The 16,196-nt window shown below is 68.1% G+C and carries 13 protein-coding genes; 9 read left to right on the forward strand and 4 right to left on the reverse strand.

All coding sequences use genetic code 11. From position 1 onward, the window contains the following. The 8 genes from ACZ56E_RS08875 to ACZ56E_RS08910 form a co-directional block, all read left to right on the forward strand. Positions 1-1,709 (forward strand): ABC transporter substrate-binding protein (locus ACZ56E_RS08875; RefSeq protein WP_471212514.1); only part of this gene is annotated, 1,709 nt, incomplete at its 5' end. 245 nt (positions 1,710-1,954) lie between these two features. Next, entirely contained in the window at positions 1,955-3,871 is a 1,917-nt protein-coding gene (gene typA, locus ACZ56E_RS08880) for a translational GTPase TypA (protein WP_468609231.1), read from the forward strand. A 479-nt stretch (positions 3,872-4,350) separates the two neighbouring features. Next, a complete protein-coding gene (locus ACZ56E_RS08885) occupies positions 4,351-5,976 on the forward strand; it encodes a peptide ABC transporter substrate-binding protein (RefSeq protein ID WP_471212517.1) in 1,626 nt (541 codons plus the stop codon). An 82-nt stretch (positions 5,977-6,058) separates the two neighbouring features. Beyond that, positions 6,059-6,988, forward strand: coding sequence for an ABC transporter permease (locus ACZ56E_RS08890; protein ID WP_398300810.1), 930 nt, complete (start codon positions 6,059-6,061; stop codon positions 6,986-6,988). Continuing rightward, positions 6,981-7,943, forward strand: a complete 963-nt coding sequence (locus tag ACZ56E_RS08895) for an ABC transporter permease (protein WP_471212520.1) — start codon at positions 6,981-6,983, stop codon at positions 7,941-7,943. Before ACZ56E_RS08890 ends, ACZ56E_RS08895 begins: the two co-directional genes overlap by 8 nt. An 11-nt stretch (positions 7,944-7,954) precedes the next feature. Continuing rightward, positions 7,955-9,016, forward strand: a complete 1,062-nt coding sequence (locus ACZ56E_RS08900; RefSeq protein ID WP_468609227.1) for an ABC transporter ATP-binding protein — start codon at positions 7,955-7,957, stop codon at positions 9,014-9,016. After that, positions 9,009-10,157: an ABC transporter ATP-binding protein gene (locus tag ACZ56E_RS08905; protein ID WP_471212522.1), complete on the forward strand. Its 1,149-nt coding sequence runs from the start codon at positions 9,009-9,011 to the stop codon at positions 10,155-10,157. Before ACZ56E_RS08900 ends, ACZ56E_RS08905 begins: the two co-directional genes overlap by 8 nt. A gap of 206 nt (positions 10,158-10,363) precedes the next feature. Then, positions 10,364-10,876 (forward strand): GNAT family N-acetyltransferase, encoded by a 513-nt coding sequence (locus tag ACZ56E_RS08910; RefSeq protein ID WP_471212524.1) that lies wholly within the window; start codon positions 10,364-10,366, stop codon positions 10,874-10,876. 39 nt (positions 10,877-10,915) lie between these two features. Here ACZ56E_RS08910 and ACZ56E_RS08915 read toward each other — a convergent pair whose 3' ends face one another. Continuing rightward, positions 10,916-11,515: a Uma2 family endonuclease gene (locus tag ACZ56E_RS08915; protein ID WP_471212527.1), complete on the reverse strand. Its 600-nt coding sequence runs from the start codon at positions 11,513-11,515 to the stop codon at positions 10,916-10,918. 70 nt (positions 11,516-11,585) lie between these two features. Next, the gene (locus ACZ56E_RS08920) at positions 11,586-13,286 is read right to left on the reverse strand and encodes a helix-turn-helix domain-containing protein (RefSeq protein ID WP_471212528.1); all 1,701 of its coding nucleotides are present in this window, start codon (positions 13,284-13,286) and stop codon (positions 11,586-11,588) included. A 209-nt stretch (positions 13,287-13,495) separates the two neighbouring features. Here ACZ56E_RS08920 and ACZ56E_RS08925 point away from each other — a divergent pair, with 209 nt between their 5' ends. After that, a complete protein-coding gene (locus ACZ56E_RS08925) occupies positions 13,496-13,921 on the forward strand; it encodes a hypothetical protein (RefSeq protein ID WP_471212529.1) in 426 nt (141 codons plus the stop codon). A 153-nt stretch (positions 13,922-14,074) separates the two neighbouring features. On the opposite strand, the gene ACZ56E_RS08930 is transcribed toward ACZ56E_RS08925, so the two are convergent. After that, a complete protein-coding gene (locus ACZ56E_RS08930; RefSeq protein ID WP_471212531.1) occupies positions 14,075-15,115 on the reverse strand; it encodes an ABC transporter ATP-binding protein in 1,041 nt (346 codons plus the stop codon). A 26-nt stretch (positions 15,116-15,141) separates the two neighbouring features. Further along, complete coding sequence (locus ACZ56E_RS08935) at positions 15,142-16,188, reverse strand: ABC transporter ATP-binding protein (protein WP_471212534.1); 1,047 nt, start codon at positions 16,186-16,188, stop codon at positions 15,142-15,144. Positions 16,189-16,196 lie beyond the last annotated feature (8 nt).

The following is a 16,196-nucleotide window of genomic DNA, read 5'->3' on the forward strand; positions in this document are numbered from 1 at the left end:
TCGCGCTCGGGGCCGTCGACCGCAAGGCCGGTGACGTCACGCTGGAGCGCAACCCGCGCTGGTGGGGCCGCCCGGCCAAGCTCGACAGGATCGTGCTGCGCGAGGTGGCGCGCGCCGAGCGGACCGAGGCGCTCGCCAAGGGCAAGGTCGACCTCGCCACGATCGACGCGGCGGAGGCCGGACGGATCACCGGGGCCGCCCGGGACGAGGGGGCCGGGGGCCCGCAGGCGCACGGTCCCGAGGGCCCGCAGGCGCACGGCCCAGGCGCCGGGCTCACCCCCGGCAAGGCGCTGCGCTCCTGGGCGATCGCCCACGGCTCCGACGAGGAGGCCGCCGACGCGGAGATCGAGGCGCGCGCCCGGACCGCCAAGGCGGTCAAGGAGTACGCCACCGAACAGGCGGGCCTGCGCGGCTACGTGGTCCGCAAGTCCCTGGAACCGGCCTACACCCAGCTCGCGCTCAACGGCTCCGAGGGCCCGCTCGCCGACGACCGGGTGCGCCGCGCGGTCGCCCGCGCCCTGAACCGCAAGGAGCTGGCGAAGACCGTCCTCAAGCCGCTCGGCCTGCCCGCCGTCCCCGTCGGCAGCCATCTCGCCCTCGCGGGGCAGCAGGCGTACGCGGACAACAGCGGAGCCCTCGGCAAGCAGGACACCGCAGAGGCGCGGGCGCTGCTCGCGGACGCCGGCTGGACCCCGGGCGCCCTGAAGGGCAAGAAGGACGGGACCGAGAAGGAGAAGGGGGAGAAGGCGGCGGGCGGCGAGGCCGACGAGAAGGACACGAAGAGGGGCGAGAAGGGCGAGAACGGGGCGAAGGGGGAGAAGTCGACGCATACGGAGAAGGGGAAGGCCAAGTCCTCGGACGACGGCGCCTCGGACGACGGCACCTACATCGTCGGCGAAGAGGACGGCAAGCCCAGTGAGAACGGCACCTCCGTGCTCGCCCCCGCCCCCGCGGCCGCCTACCAGCGGGCCGTCCTGAACCGGCAGGCCGACGTCGTCGCCCTGCCCCGCGAGGCCGACAAGGAGAAGAAGCGGGAGCCGGGAGACCACTCCAGGCAGCACGCCAAGGGCGGCGCCCCCGGCGCGTACGCCCCGAAGGGCACCGCCGCGCCCAAGGGGGCGGCGAAGGCCGCGGGCGGCCCGCTGGCCAAGGACGGCAAGCCCCTCACCCTCCGTTTCGTGCTGCCCTCGGGGGAGGGGTCGGAGTCGCTGCGCGCGGTGGCCGACCGGATCTCCCGGATGCTGCAGAAGATCGGCGTCCGCACGGAGACGGCGAAGGTCGCCGACGAGAGCTACTTCAAGGACCACATCGCGTCCGGCCAGTACGACCTGGCCCTGTACTCATGGCCCGCGTCGGCCTTCCCCGCCACCGACGCCCGTCCGATCTTCGCCAAGCCGGTGCCGGCCGCGGACGGCTCGCTGAACGTCGAGCAGAACTACACGCGCGTCGGCACGGACCACATCGACCAGCTCTTCGAGCAGGCCGTCGGCGAGCTGGACGAGGACGAGGCGCGCTCCCTGGTCCGGAAGGCGGACGCCCGCATCTGGGCCGAGGCGGGCTCCATCCCCCTCTACCAGCGCCCCCAGCTGCTGGCCGCCCGGCCGAACCTGGCGAACGCCGGAGCGTTCGGCTTCCAGGCCCCGCACTACGAGGACATCGGCTTCCTCAAGCCGGGCGCGAAGGCCTCCGCGGGCCCGTCCAAGAAGTAACGGCTCAGATTACGCTCAACTCTCTTGCCCGCCGGCCACCCCGGCGGGCAAGCTCGTTCTACCCATTGACCTGCTGTTTCCCCATAGTTCCCGAGGCTTTCCCCACCCCTGCAAAGCCCCCGCGGAGGCTGCCTCCGCGAGGGACACGTAGACTGGGGTGAGGCCGTGGCGTGTCCAGCCCGGCAGGGTTCGCGTACTTCAGAGGTGCGTGTGACCATCCACTCACTCCAGGAGTACGCCGCACTATGCCTGTGACCTCGACGCGTCACGATATCCGCAACGTCGCCATCGTCGCTCACGTCGACCATGGCAAGACGACCATCGTCGACGCCATGCTCAAGCAGGCCGGTTCCTTCGCCGCGCACGCCGCCGAGTCCCTCGACGACCGCATGATGGACTCGAACGACCTGGAGCGTGAGAAGGGCATCACGATCCTCGCCAAGAACACGGCGGTGAAGTACCACCCCAAGGACGGCGGGGACCCGATCACGATCAACATCATCGACACCCCCGGCCACGCCGACTTCGGTGGCGAGGTCGAGCGCGGTCTGTCGATGGTGGACGCGGTCGTCCTGCTGGTCGACGCCTCCGAGGGCCCGCTCCCGCAGACCCGCTTCGTGCTGCGCAAGGCGCTGCAGCAGCGGCTGCCCGTGATCCTCTGCATCAACAAGACGGACCGCCCCGACTCCCGGATCGACGAGGTCGTCAACGAGACGTACGACCTCTTCCTCGACCTGGACGCGGACGAGGACCAGATCGAGTTCCCGATCGTCTACGCCTGTGGCCGTGACGGCGTCGCCTCGCTGACCAAGCCGGAGGACGGCACGGTCCCGGCGGACTCCACCAACCTGGAGCCGTTCTTCTCCACGATCCTGGAGCACGTCCCGGCCCCGACGTACGACGAGAGCGCCCCGCTCCAGGCGCACGTCACCAACCTGGACGCCGACAACTTCCTCGGCCGCATCGCGCTGCTCCGCGTCGAGCAGGGCGAGCTGCGCAAGGGCCAGACGGTCGCGTGGATCAAGCGCGACGGCACCATCGCGAACGTCCGCATCACCGAGCTGATGATGACCGAGGCGCTCACCCGCAAGCCGGCCGAGATGGCGGGCCCGGGCGACATCTGCGCGGTCGCCGGTATCCCCGACATCATGATCGGCGAGACCCTGGCCGACCCGGAGAACCCGATCGCGCTGCCGCTGATCACGGTCGACGAGCCGGCGATCTCCATGACCATCGGTACGAACACCTCGCCGCTGGTCGGCCGCGGCGGCACCGGCAAGGGCGCGGACGCCAAGTCCGCGGTCAAGGACCGCAAGGTCACCGCCCGCCAGGTCAAGGACCGCCTGGAGCGCGAGCTGATCGGTAACGTCTCGCTGCGCGTCCTCGACACCGAGCGCCCGGACGCCTGGGAGGTGCAGGGCCGCGGTGAGCTGGCGCTGGCCATCCTGGTCGAGCAGATGCGCCGCGAGGGCTTCGAGATGACCATCGGCAAGCCGCAGGTGGTCACCCGCCAGATCGACGGCAAGACGCACGAGCCCGTCGAGCGCATGACGATCGACGTGCCCGAGGAGCACATGGGCGCCGTCACGCAGCTCATGGGCGTCCGCAAGGGCCGCATGGACAACATGTCGAACCACGGCTCCGGCTGGGTCCGTCTGGAGTTCGTCGTGCCGTCCCGCGGCCTCATCGGCTTCCGTACGGAGTTCCTGACGCAGACCCGCGGCACGGGCATCGCCCACTCCATCCACGAGGGCCACGAGCCGTGGTTCGGCGAGCTGAAGACCCGTAACAACGGCTCTCTGGTCGCCGACCGCGCCGGCGCCGTCACCGCCTTCGCGATGACGAACCTCCAGGAGCGCGGCGTGCTGTTCACCGAGCCCGGCACCGAGGTGTACGAGGGCATGATCGTCGGCGAGAACTCCCGCGCCGACGACATGGACGTGAACATCACCAAGGAGAAGAAGCTCACCAACATGCGCTCCGCCTCCGCCGACTCCTTCGAGGCGATCGTGCCGCCGCGCAAGCTGTCGCTCGAGCAGTCCCTGGAGTTCTGCCGCGACGACGAGTGCGTCGAGGTGACCCCGGAGGCCGTGCGCATCCGCAAGGTCGTTCTGGACCAGAAGGAGCGCGGCCGTTCCGCGTCCCGCGCCAAGCACAGCTGACCCGCTGATGTAGGCGGTTAGCGGCAGACAGCCGCTCAAGAGGCCGATTTTCGCTGCTCCCGAGGGAGTTGGGCGGAAGTCGGCCTCTTGCGTTTCCGCTGACGGGTACGGTGTGGCCGGTGCCGAGCGGAGCTCTCCCGGCAACCGGTTTTTGACCACGAAGTGTCCGCTATCCGGACGTCACTGACCGTTAGATGTGTAACACGTCCGTTTCGCAACCATCTATCTCGGATCGGTTTGTCCGGATTTTGGAAGTTGTACGTGCCAGGTGTGATTGAACCGAGACCAAAAGAGTGTGGTCGACCGGTACCGCATGGCTAATAGTTGACCGCGTATAGCTCGGGTCAATGGGTCACGCGCTGTGGGGAGCGCCGACTCACGAGCACACTGGGGTACTCGATCTTCGCCGTCAGGGGTGTCGGCGCGGTTGCACGTACCCCCTCTTGTAGTGAACAAGTGGACTCATGAGGAGGAACCCCATGCGTGGTGCCAAGAGCGCCAAGTGGGTCGCGATAGCCGGTGTTGTGGCGCTGACCGCCACCGCTTGTGGCGGCGGCGACAGTGACAGCAATGGCAGCGGAAAGGTCGACCCCAAGGGGATCGTCAGTTACGCCAATGGTGAGCCGCAGAACGCTCTGCAGCCGTCCAACACCATGGAGGCGTACGGCAGCGTCGTCATCGACTCGCTCTTCACGGGCCTGGTCCACTACGACAAGCAGGGCGAGATCACCTACGAGAACGCCGAGTCGGTCACCCCCGACAAGGCGAACAAGGTGTGGACCGTCAAGCTGAAGCCGGGCTGGAAGTTCCACAACGGCGAGGCCGTCACCGCCAAGTCGTACGTCGACGCCTGGAACTGGGCCGCCGACCCGGCCAACGCCCAGCAGAACAGCTCCTGGTACCGCGACATCGTCGGTTACGAGGATGTGCACCCGGAGAAGGGCAAGGCGAAGAAGAAGGCCATGTCCGGCCTGAAGGTCGTCGACGAGAACACCTTCACCATCACGCTGAAGAACGGCATCCCGTACTACGCGTACAAGCTGGTCTACCAGCCCTTCTTCCCGATGCCCTCGGCCGCGCTGAAGGACCCGAAGAAGTACGGCGAGTCGCCCGTCGGCAACGGTCCCTACAAGTTCAAGAGCTGGGACCACAAGAAGTCGATCCAGGTCACCGCCTGGTCCGGCTACAAGGGTGAGAAGAAGCCGAAGAACGGCGGCATCAACTTCAAGGCGTACACGACGCCGCAGGCCGCGTACAACGACCTGCGCTCGGACAACGTCGACACGATGCCGCTGATCCCGGACAGCGAGCTCGCCAACTTCAAGCAGGACTTCGGCGACCGCGCCATCGAGCAGGACTTCTCGGCGATCAACACGGTCAACCCGGCGTTCTACAGCAAGACGTTCAAGGACATGGACGTCAAGGTCATCCAGGGCCTTTCGATGGCCATCGACCGCGAGACGATCGCCAAGACCACGTTCGCGGGCACCCGCGAGCCGGCCTCCGGCTGGGTCGCCAAGGGCGTCAAGGGCTACAAGGCCGGCGCCTGTGGCGAGTACTGCAAGTTCGACCCGAAGAAGGCCAAGCAGTTCGTCGAGGACGGCGGCGGCGTTCCGGGCAACAAGCTCTCCATCCAGTACAACGCCGACCAGCCGCACAAGGGCTGGGTCACGGCGGTGTGCAACAGCATCACCAAGTCGACCGGCGTGAAGTGCGTCGGCGACCCGAAGACCGACTTCCAGGCCGACACCGAGGTGCGGGACAAGAAGCAGGTCAAGGCCATGTACCGGTCGGGCTGGGTGCTCGACTACCCGTTCAACGGCAACTTCCTCGCCGACCTCTACGGCACCGGCGTCGACGGCAACAAGGGCGGCTTCTCGGACAAGAAGTTCGACGCGCTGACCAAGAAGGCCGACGCCGCCAAGACGATCGAGGAGTCCGCGGAGCTGTACCAGGAGGCCGAGAAGGAGCTGCAGAACAGCTTCCCGGGCATCCCGCTCTGGTACAACAAGACGCTCTCCGCGCACTCCAAGAACGTGAAGAACGTCGTGTTCGACCAGGCCGGCGACCCCGTCCTGGCCGACATCGAGGTCTTCGAGAAGTAGTCGACGGAGGTCCGTTCCCGAAGCGACGCCCGGTCATCCCCGGGCGTCGCTTCGGGCGGCTCCGGATTGGACGGAGGCACCAATGGGGCGTTACGTCGCGCGGCGACTGCTCCAGATGATCCCGGTCTTCATCGGGACAACCCTGCTGATCTTCATCATGGTCAACGTGCTCCCCGGCGACCCCGTGCGGGCGCTGTGGGGCGACAAGCCGCCGGACCCCGCGCAGGTCGCGCAGATCCGGCACGACCGTGGTCTCGATCTGCCCCTCTGGGAGCAGTACCTGCACTACATGGGCGGTCTGCTGCAAGGGGACTTCGGCAACACCATCGCCGGTAACCGGCCGGTGCTCGACGAGATCACCCAGGCTTTCCCGGTCTCGATGCGACTGGCCTCCATGGCCTGGACGTTCGAGCTCATCGTCGGCATCACGCTCGGTGTCCTCGCGGGCATCCGGCGCGGCCGGTTCGTCGACAACACGGTCACGCTCTTCACCCTTCTGGTGATCTCCGTACCGATCTTCGTGGTCGGCCTGCTCTGCCAGCTGTTCTTCGGCAACGAGCTGGGCTGGATCACACCAACGGTCCAAGACTCCGAGAACATGGGTCAGTTGCTCGTGCCGGCGCTCGTGCTCGGCATGGTCGGCCTCGCCTATGTGGCCCGCCTGACCCGCACCTCCATCGCGGAGAACCGGCAGGCCGACTACATGCGCACCGCGGTCGCCAAGGGCCTGCCCCGGCAGCGCATCGTCACCCGGCACCTGCTGCGCAACTCGCTGATCCCGGTCGTCACCTACCTCGGTACGGACATCGGCACCCTGATGGGTGGCGCGGTCATCACCGAGGGCATCTTCAACGTGACGGGCGTCGGCAACCTGCTCTTCCAGGCGCTGGCCCGCCGTGAGGGCGCGGTCATCGTCGGTGTCGTCACCGTCCTGGTGCTCGTGTACCTCGCAGCCAGCCTGATCGTCGACCTGCTTTACGCGGTCCTGGACCCGAGGATCCGTTATGCCTGATCTGACCAAGACCTCGACCACGGACGAGACCGCGGCGGCGCAGGACGAAGTCGTGGCGGGTTCCGCGGTCTCCGCCCCGGCCTCGACGGGCAAGCCCCGCAGCCTCTGGGGCGACGCCTGGCGGGAGCTGCGGCGCAATCCGCTCTTCGTGATCTCGGCGGTCCTGATCCTGATCCTGCTGCTCGTGGCGGCCTTCCCGGGCATGTTCACCGGCGCGGACCCGGAGACGGGCGACCAGGTCAACCACTTCCTGGGCAAGCCCGAGCTCAGCCACTTCTTCCAGGCCGACTGGTTCGGATACGACAGGACGGGCCGCAGCATCTACTCGCGTGTCGTCCACGGCGCGCGCAACTCCATCCTCGTCGGCGTCGGTGTGACCCTGCTGGTCACCCTCTTCGGCGGCCTCTGCGGCATGCTCGCCGGCTACTTCGGCGGCTTCTGGGACAGCCTGATCTCGCGTCTCATCGACGTGTTCTTCGGCATCCCGTTCCTGCTCGGCGCGATGGTCGTCCTGAACGCCTTCACCGACCGCACCGTGTGGGTCGTGATGGGCGCGCTGGCCTTCCTGGGCTGGACGCAGATCGCCCGCGTGATGCGTGGCGCGGTCATCACCACCAAGCACTCCGACTACGTGGTGGCGGCGCGTGCCCTCGGTGCCGGGACGAAGCGGATCCTGTTCCGCCACATCCTGCCGAACGCGGTCGCCCCGGTGATCGTCGTGGCGACCATCTCGCTCGGCACGTACATCGTGGCCGAGTCGACCCTGTCGTACCTGGGCCTCGGCCTCGGGGACGGCGCCATCTCGTGGGGCGGCGACATCTCCGACGCGACGCAGGACATCCGGAACAACCCGCACACGCTGTTCTTCCCGGCAGGAATGCTGAGCATCACGGTGTTGGCGTTCATCATGATGGGTGACGCCGTACGCGAAGCCCTCGACCCGAAGCTGCGCTGAGGGAGGCGTACATGACCAGCATCGATCTCAAGGCCGACTCCATCCCCGCCCCCCGCTCGGGTGAGGAGAAGAGTGGCCGGCTCCTGGACGTGAATGACCTCCACGTCGAGTTCCACACCCGCGACGGTGTGGTCAAGGCCGTCAACGGCGTCAACTACAGCGTGGACGCGGGCGAAACGCTCGCGGTCCTCGGTGAGTCGGGCTCCGGCAAGTCCGTGACGGCCCAGGCCATCATGGGCATCCTCGACATGCCGCCCGGCAAGATCCCGCAGGGCGAGATCCTCTTCCGCGGCCAGGACATGCTCAAGATGTCGGGCGAGGAGCGCAGGAAGATCCGCGGCCGCAAGATCGCGATGATCTTCCAGGACGCGCTGTCCTCGCTCAACCCCGTCCTCTCGGTGGGCTACCAGCTCGGCGAGATGTTCCGGGTGCACGAGGGCATGAGCCGCAAGCAGGCCAAGGCCAAGGCCATCGAACTGATGGAGAAGGTCAAGATCCCGGCCGCCAAGGAGCGGGTGAACGACTACCCGCACCAGTTCTCCGGCGGTATGCGCCAGCGCATCATGATCGCGATGGCGCTCGCCCTGGAGCCGGACCTGATCATCGCGGACGAGCCCACCACGGCGCTCGACGTGACGGTCCAGGCACAGGTCATGGACCTGCTGGCCGAGCTCCAGCGCGAGTACAACATGGGTCTGATCCTGATCACCCACGACCTCGGCGTCGTCGCCGACGTCGCGGACAAGATCGCGGTCATGTACGCGGGCCGGATCGTCGAGACGGCGCCGGTGCACGAGCTGTACAAGCGCCCCGCGCACCCGTACACCCGCGGCCTGCTGGACTCGATCCCGCGCCTGGACCAGAAGGGCCAGGAGCTCTACGCGATCAAGGGCCTGCCGCCCAACCTGCTCAAGATCCCCGGCGGTTGCGCGTTCAACCCGCGCTGCCCCAAGGCGCAGGACATCTGCCGCACGGATGTCCCGGCGCTCGTGCCGGTCACCGAGCAGGACGGCGCGGAGCTGCCGGGCCGCGGCAGCGCGTGCCACTTCTGGAAGGAGACGATCCATGGCTGAGCCGCTCAAGAAGTCCGACGGGCCTCAGGACGAAACGCCGAACGTCTCCGAGGTGGAAACGGTCGAGGCGGCCACCGCCGAGGAGGCCGTCGCGGCCATCGAGGCGCCGGTCGAGCGCGGCGAGCCGATCCTCCAGGTCCGCAACCTGGTCAAGCACTTCCCTCTCACCCAGGGAATTCTGCTCAAGAAGCAGGTCGGCGCGGTCAAGGCGGTCGACGGCATCTCCTTCGATCTGTACCAGGGCGAGACGCTGGGCATCGTGGGCGAGTCCGGCTGTGGCAAGTCCACGGTCGCCAAGCTCCTGATGACCCTGGAGCGGGCCACGGCCGGCGAGGTCTTCTACAAGGGCCAGGACATCACCAAGCTGTCCGGGCGCGCGCTGAAGGCGGTCCGCCGCAACATCCAGATGGTGTTCCAGGACCCCTACACGTCCCTGAACCCCCGGATGACGGTGGGCGACATCATCGGGGAGCCCTTCGAGATCCACCCCGAGGTGGCCCCGAAGGGCTCGCGCCGCCAGAAGGTCCAGGAACTCCTGGACGTCGTCGGCCTCAACCCCGAGTACATCAACCGCTATCCGCACCAGTTCTCGGGCGGTCAGCGCCAGCGCATCGGCATCGCGCGCGGTCTGGCCCTCAACCCCGAGATCATCATCTGCGACGAGCCGGTCTCGGCCCTGGACGTCTCCGTCCAGGCCCAGGTCATCAACCTGATGGAGAAGCTCCAGGACGAGTTCAACCTCTCCTACCTCTTCATCGCGCACGACCTGTCGATCGTCCGGCACATCTCGGACCGCGTGGGTGTGATGTACCTCGGGAAGATGGCGGAGATCGGCTCGGACGAGCAGATCTACGAGCACCCGACGCACCCCTACACGCAGGCGCTGCTCTCCGCGGTCCCCGTCCCGGACCCGGAGGCCCGCGAGGGCCGCGAGCGGATCATCCTGACGGGCGACGTGCCGTCCCCCGCGAACCCGCCCTCGGGCTGCCGCTTCCGCACCCGCTGCTGGAAGGCGGAGGACAAGTGCGCGAAGGAGACCCCGCTGCTCGCGATCCCGGAGCGCTTCAAGGGCCAGGACACTCCGGCGGCCCACGAGTCGGCGTGCCACTTCGCGGAGGAGAAGGCGGTACTGGTCGGCTGAGGCCAGTGCGTGACCGTAACTGAGGGGCGCCCGGGACCGACAAGTCCCGGGCGCCCTCGCGTTCGCGGAGTCACACTGAGCACGGGACTCGTTGTGGCCTGATCCAGCACGTGATGGACAGCCTTTGAGAAGGAGCGCCATGAACCAGCTTGGGTGGCAGAAGTGGCCTACGGAGATCATCCCGGTGACTCCGGCCCCTGCCCGCCGTGGGTGACCTGGGTCTCCGCCCCTGGCGGGAAGAGGACGCTGTCGCCGTCCTGGCCGCCTTTTCCGAACCGGAGATGGCGTGGCAGGCGGACGAGCCGGTGAACTCCGAGGAGTCGGCGCTCGGTTGGGTCGCGCGTCGCGAGGCCGAGCGTGACGCCGGGTCGGCGTACGCCTTCGCCGTCGTCGACGAGGACGGCACGGCTCTCGGTAACGCCTCGGTGGGCGCGGTGGACCGCGTCCACGGCACCGGCTGGATGTCGTACTGGACGGCGCCGGAGGCGCGGGGGAGGGGTGTGGCGGCGTACGGGTGCGGGGCGGCGGCGAGGTGGGCCTTCACCGAGCTCGGGCTGTTCCGCCTGGAACTGGGGCACCGTACGAACAACCCCGCCTCGTGCCGGGTGGCCCATGCGGCCGGCTTCGCGGTGGAGGGGCTGCAGCGGCAGAAGTTGTCGTACGACGGCATCCGATACGACGTGGAACTGCACGCACGCCTGGCGACGGACCGCTGCTGAGTGCCTGGCGGGGGAGGCTTCGGCTTGTCCGCTCCCTCATCACGCCCCCGAGCGCCAGCTCTCGACGTTTCCCGGCTTCCCGTAGCGCCGGAATGCGCTGGTCTCCACCGTCCAGGGGCCGAACGGCACTTCATCTCCGAAGATGTACGGTTCCTTATTCCGGTAGCGGTCTCCACACGGCTCGGAGTGCACCTCGATCGTTCCGGTCCGGGGATCGACGATCAGGTAATGACCGATGCCCATGGCCGGGTACTCGCGGAGTTTCTCGCCATAGTCATTGCTGGGATTGGACGGCGAAACGATCTCGACGACGGCCAGTACCTGCGTGGCGTCGACGGCGAGCCCCTCTTCGTCCAGCACTTCTTCGGGGATCACGAGGGCGTCGGGACGGCGCATTCGGCCGATCGATGGATGCTCGACCTCCGGCCCGTTGGCGCAGATATAGCCCGGGTGAGTGGCGGGGAGCTGCTGATCCAGCTGCTTGCAGATGCGGCGGACAATGCCCTCGTGGCGCTTCGAAGGGCACATCATGGCCAGTATCGGGCCTGACGGCCCGATCTCGACGTTCCAGGAACCCTCCAGGTGTTCGGAATAAGCTCCGAGCTCCTCGGCGATCGCCCGCATCTTGGCGTAGTCCATGTCTGCAGGGTAGCCAAGGCGGGCCGGCCAGAGCGGCTGCTGGGGAGGCGGTATGGAAATGGGCCGAGGGTCAGGGGCGCGGTGGTGGAGGTTGGGCTTTGTAGCGGATGAGTAGGGGGCGCTCCGTGACGCGTACCGTGTCCTGACGGTCGACCTCGTGCGCGGTCCCGTCCAGGTGCTCGACACGTCGTGCGCCCGCCCCTACGGGCGTATCTGCGCTGCCCGCGTGCGCCCAGCGGACGCGGACGGTGTGGGAGGCCCCGGCACCGTCCCGGACGAGGAACTCGCACTGCCAGACGTTCTCGGGGAGGGCGAGCTCCAAACCGTGCCCGCAGGAGCGGACCCTGGCGCGGGTCAGCCACTGCTGGAGACGGGCGACGTAAAGGGCCGCCTTGGTGGGGGGCTGTCCCTCGACCTGGAGGACGAGGGGGATCTTGCCATTCCCCCAGGCGTAGAAGTACATGCGTGCCACGTTGCGATTCCGTGCGTACAGGCCGGTCAGATAGAAACGTACCGCGAAGTCGGCTGCCGTCTCGTCGTCCAGCGGTTCGTTGAGCAGCAGGGTCTGCGTAGTACCGGTGTTCCACAACGGCAGGTGGTAGCCCGCCTGCTGGAATGTCAGGTCCACCCCGCGAACGGCTTCCAGCATGCTCTCGGGCGGATCGGTGTTCTTGCGCTGGTAGAGCTTGACGCCCGCCGCGTCGCAATATTGATAGCCGCCCATTTCCGCGAAGCGTCGCAAGAGCCTGTGGGATTTCCTCTTCCACAGCTCTGTGAAGGAGGGACATACGATCTGGGCACCCGGGTCCTTTTCGCGGATGATGCCGCTCGCACGGCGGGTCATCTCGACGAGCGTTTGCACGCTGCCGTTGTAGTGGTGGTGGTGATTGGCCGCCACCCATAATTCGTAGGCGTCGATGCGCTTTCCCGCACGGCGTACGAGGGCGCGTACGAAGGCATCCCAGTCCGCCAGGTCGTCCGGGGGCGCCGCACGGGCGCCTTCCGGATAGGCGGCCTTACGGGCCGTCGGCGCCGCCCACGCGGGCGTACCGCCGAAGACGAACAGAGTGGGCAGGCCCGCCTGCTCGGCCCCCGCGAGCAGCCGGTCGAGGGTGGACCAGTCGAATGCGCCGCGACGGGGCTGGATCTGAGCCCAGCGCGTCTCGCTGTCCCACAGGCGCAGGGCGCCCACGCGGAAGGACGGCATGGCCCCGCTGGCGCTGTTCATCGTCACGCCGAACAGCTCGGGGGCAATGGGGGTCGACGCCCCGGCCCAGCTCGTCGCGCCGAGCAGCATGGGCACGTCGGCCTTCTTCGCTGCCCTCGGCGAGCTGGCGACCGCGGTACTCAGTATGAAGAGCACGACGAGCGCGCCCGCGGTGATGCGGGTCAGTAACGGGCTCCGGTGTCGGCGACGGCCACTGCCGTCGAGCGTCCGGGCAGGTCTTCGGAGGATCGTGGGGTCGGGGGAGGGCCCGCCATGATCAGGGAAAGGGCCCTCCGGGTCGGGGGGAGAGCCGTCCGGGTTTCTCTCCGCCTCCTGCCAGTGGCACAGCAGCGCGCTGAGCTCATCCGGCCCCGCCCCGCATTCCTGCGCGAACCTGACCAGGAACTCGTAATTCCCCGGAGTGCCTTTTCCGTTGCAGTAGCGGTGCAGAGTGGAGCTGCTGACGAACACACGGCGCCCCAGCTCCTGATAGCTGAGTCCGCTGCGCTCCTTCAATGCGAGCAGCGCGGTCGCCAGCTCCCGGCCGCCCTGTGCCTGCCCCATGGCCCCCACCCCCGTGAAAGCCCTGCCGCCCAGCATCCCACGGGTGTCCCGACCTCATCTCATCTCTGCAGGCCATGGCGTGGCCGACGTCCCACGCCGACTGTGGGACGCAAGATCTCTGGTTGCCCGACGGGGGCACTGCCAGCTTTGGGTGGTGCCGCCGGACCGGGCGGACAGGACCGAGAAGTAGTACGAACAGAGGGGGAACCATGCGGAAACTGTTCAAGGGAGCAGGCCTGCTGGCAGCGACGGGCGCGCTGACGCTGGTCGGCTCCGGCACGGCGTCGGCGGGCGTTTTCGGCACCATCGACAACCGGACGCCCTACTACTTCTACGCCGGCGATCTCGGGGGCGGATCCTCCAAGTGCAAGGTGTGGAACAAGGACGGTGGCTCGCGGATCTCCTACAAGACGTTCAAGTGCACCCTCGAGAGCATCGCCCCGCACACCGAGACGGGCACTTGGTTCGACGCCGACTCCCTGCGTCCGCGAGGCGGCCAGAACGAGTACAAGGTCCGTTGGGGGAGCGGCAGCTGGACCTGGGTGAACATCAACGTCTACACGAAGATCCAGGACGACGAGCGCGCCAAGTGCACCAGCACGGCGCTCGGGCTGGTCGAGTGCACCGTGAAGTAGCCGGTCCGGTCTGAGAGGAACCGGGCCGTACGACGGGCCCGGAACCGGCCCCGCCCCGCTCGGGTCAAGGGGGAGGGCGGGCCGGTTCCGGGGAGCGGGGCGCTGCCCGGAGGGGGAGGGTGGGCAGGCCCCGGGTTGTTGAATGCGGGGCGGTCAGAGCGACTTGCGGGCCGCGGGGACCGTCAGTTCCGTCGAGTCCTCCGGGTAGTGGCATGCCGTCAGGTGGCCGTCCCGGTTGCCGTCGATCTGGATCAGTGGCGGGTCCTCCGACGCGCACTTGTCCGTCGCCTTCCAGCAGCGAGTTCGGAAGCGGCAGCCCGACGGGGGGTTGACCGGGGAGGGGACGTCGCCCTTCAGCAGGATGCGTTCGCGGCGCGGGACGTCGTCCGCCGTCGCCTCCGGCACCGCCGACAGGAGCGCCTTCGTGTAGGGGTGGCGCGGGTTCCCGTACAGGCTCTCGCGGTCGGCGATCTCCACGATCCGGCCCAGGTACATGACCGCGACCCGCTGCGAGAAGTGGCGTACCACCGCCAGGTCGTGGGCGATGAAGAGGAACGCGATGCCCAGGTCCTTCTGGAGCTTCTGGAGCAGGTTCACCACCTGCGCCTGGATCGAGACGTCGAGCGCCGAGACCGGCTCGTCCGCCACGATCAGCTTGGGCTCCAGGGCGAGCGCCCTGGCCACGCCGATGCGTTGGCGCTGGCCGCCCGAGAACTCGTGCGGGAAGCGGTTGTAGTGCTCGGGGTTGAGGCCGACCGTTTCGAGGAGCTCGCGGACGCGGGCCTCCCTGCCGCCCGCCGGGTTGATGTCGTTGACCTCCATCGGACCCGAGATGATCTTGCCGACCGTCTGGCGCGGGTTCAGCGACGCGTACGGGTCCTGGAAGATCATCTGGATCTCGGAGCGGACCGGCGCCAGCTGTCTGCGCGAGGCGTGCGTGATGTCCTGGCCGCGGTAGGAGATCTTTCCGCCGGTCGGCTCCAGGAGGCGCGTGATCAGGCGGCCCGTCGTCGACTTGCCGCAGCCGGACTCGCCGACCAGGCCCAGGCTCTCGCCCTCGGCGACGGTGAAGTCCAGACCGTCCACCGCCTGCACGGCGCCGATCTTCCGCTTGAACGGGAACCCGCCCATGACCGGGAAGTGTTTGGTCAGCCCGCTGACATCCAGGAGAGGAGTGGGAGTGGTGCTGCTCATCGTGGTGAAGTCCCGTCTCTTGTACGTCAGTCGGCGGTACGCGCGCCGCGACCGGCGTCGCCCGCGAAGTCCGCGAAGAATTCCGACCGCTGCCCGTCGCTGAGGTGACAGGCGGCGCCCCGGCCCCCGGTCAGCTCGAGCAGCGGCTGCTCGCCCGAGCAGCGCCCGCCCCCGACCTGCTCCGTGAACGCGCACCTCGGGTGGAAGCGGCACCCGGAGGGCGGGTTGAGGAGGCTGGGCGGCGAACCGGGAATCGGCGAGAGCGGCACGTCCACCGGGCCGTCCAGCGACGGCATCGAACCGAGCAGGCCCCACGTGTAGGGGTGCTGCGGCGCGCGCAGCACCTCCTTCTTCGTGCCGCGCTCCACGCACCGCCCGCCGTACATCACCAGGACGTCGTCCGCGATGTCGGCGATCACGCCCAGGTCGTGCGTGATGAAGATGATCGCCGTGCCGAACTCCTGCTGCAGGTCCTTCAGGAGGTCCATGATCTGCGCCTGGACCGTCACGTCGAGGGCCGTGGTCGGCTCGTCGGCGATGAGCAGCGTCGGGTTGCAGACGAGTGACATCGCGATCATCGCGCGCTGCCGCATGCCGCCGGAGAACTGGTGCGGGTAGTCGTCCACGCGCAGGTCGGGCTGGGGGATGCCGACCTTCGTCAGCATCTCGATCGACCGGTCCCTGGCCTCCTTCTTGGAGGCCCCGGTGTGCTTGCGGAACGTCTCGCCGATCTGCCGGCCGATGGTGTGGTACGGCGACAGGGACGCGAGCGCGTCCTGGAAGATCATCGACATCTTGTTGCCGCGCAGCTTCTCCAGCTCCCGCTCGGTGGCGGTCAGGAGCTCCTGACCGTCGAGCAGGATCTCGCCGTCGATGGCGGTGCTGTCCTTGTGGTGCAGGCCCAGGATGGCGAGGTTGGTGACGGACTTGCCGGAGCCGGACTCGCCCACGATGCCGAGGGTCTTGCCCTGCTCCACCTCGAAGTCGAGGCCGTCCACGGCCTTGACGACGCCGTCCTCGGTGGAGAAGTGGACGCGCAGGTCGCGGACGGACAGGAAGGGGGTGGTGCTCATCAGATCTC

This window comes from Streptomyces sp. NPDC039480, assembly GCF_055597165.1.